A 1,375-nucleotide genomic window follows, 5' to 3' on the forward strand; every position below is an offset into this window, starting at 1 on the left:
CTATCGCCGCAGCAGGATGTGAAGGACCTGCGCGATCAGATCGTCAAGGTCCCCACGCTGGCGCCGCCGCAGACGTACAGGGTCTGCCCGGTGACAAAACCGTTCTCCGGATCGGCGAAGAACATGGTGGCGCGGCTGATGTCGTCCACGCGGCCCAGACGCTTGACGGGAATGGAGGCGGCCAGCTGGGCCTCGCGCTCGCTGCCGGCGTCCACCACGTCGTAGAACATATTGGTCTGGATGGGGCCGGGAGCCAGCACATTGACCGTGATGCCCTGGTCGGCCAGCTCCAGCGCCCAGGTGCGGGCCATGCCCAGCATGCCGGCCTTGGTCGCCGAATAGGCGGTGCGCGTCTGCAGGCCCAGCACGCCGCGCGAGGACATCAGGATGATGCGGCCGAACTGGCGTTTGCGCATGGCCGGCAATACGGCCTGGGTGATCTGTATGGCCGAGCCCAGGTGGATCTGGGTCAGTCCCTGCAGGTCCTCCAGCTTCACTTCGGGCAGCAGGGCGGGCCAGATCACGCCGGCGTTGTGCACGAAGTGAGTCACCTCGAAGCGCTCTGCGATGTCTTGCGCGGCTTTTTCCGTGGCGGCGGCATCGAGCAGGTCCACCTGCACGCAATGCAGGCGCTCGTGGGTCCAGGGCAGCGCATTGCGGGCCATGGAGATCACGGTATAGCCGGCATCGAGCATCTTGCGACAGATGTCTTCGCCAATGCCGGTGCTGCCTCCGGTGACCACGGCGGTGTAGTGGGGTTGTGTCATGTCTTGTTCTCCAGGCAAATTCAGGGGACGGGACGGGCCACCAGCACGGCCACCCCGCCCTCGTCCAGCTCCAGGCTCAGGCGCACGGGCTGGTCGGCCTGCCCGCCTTCGGGCAGATGGGCGATGGCGAAGGGGCCGCAATCCAGTTGCACCGTGCCGATACGCCAGGGCAGGCGGGCGCGGAAGTAGGCCTCGTTGCTGTGGTGCAACGTGGTGGTGGCGCGCAGCACGCCGGTATCGGGCACCTGCTTCCAGATCAGGGTGGTGTGCAGGCAACGGTCGCAAACGTCGCGCACGGGGTACTGCACCGTGCCACAGGACGGGCAGACCTGCAGGGCGAATTCGCCGCGCTGCGCCGCCTCGGTCAGGCCCGCCGCCGGGGCGCTGCGCGCGCCGGGCGGCAGCACGCCGTTCAGGGCATCGGAAATCGTCATGGCTGGCCTCGTTCGAGCAGGGCCGCGGCGGTGCAGAGGCCGCGGTCATAGTTGATCATGCCAAAGCCGGAGACCAGGCCGATGCGCGCATCGCGCACCTGCGTGTCGCCGGCCGTGCCGGTCAGTTGCCGCAAGGCCTGCACCAGGCCCAGGTAGCCGCCGGCTGCGCCCGCC

General features: G+C 68.2%; 3 protein-coding genes. All 3 read right to left on the reverse strand.

Annotated elements, in window-relative coordinates; all coding sequences use genetic code 11:
• Positions 1 to 35: 35 nt before the first annotated feature.
• On the reverse strand, positions 36 to 767 hold the full coding sequence (locus ACWPWO_RS18750) for an SDR family NAD(P)-dependent oxidoreductase (RefSeq protein ID WP_394063102.1): 732 nt from the start codon (positions 765 to 767) through the stop codon (positions 36 to 38).
• Between the two features lie 20 nt (positions 768 to 787).
• Complete coding sequence (locus ACWPWO_RS18755) at positions 788 to 1,201, reverse strand: Zn-ribbon domain-containing OB-fold protein (RefSeq protein WP_454003604.1); 414 nt, start codon at positions 1,199 to 1,201, stop codon at positions 788 to 790.
• Positions 1,198 to 1,375, reverse strand: a 178-nt coding sequence (locus tag ACWPWO_RS18760) for a thiolase C-terminal domain-containing protein (RefSeq protein WP_454007885.1), incomplete at its 5' end; no start/stop codon positions are given. The genes ACWPWO_RS18760 and ACWPWO_RS18755, both read right to left, overlap by 4 nt.

Source organism: Alcaligenes sp. Marseille-Q7550 (assembly GCF_965112015.1).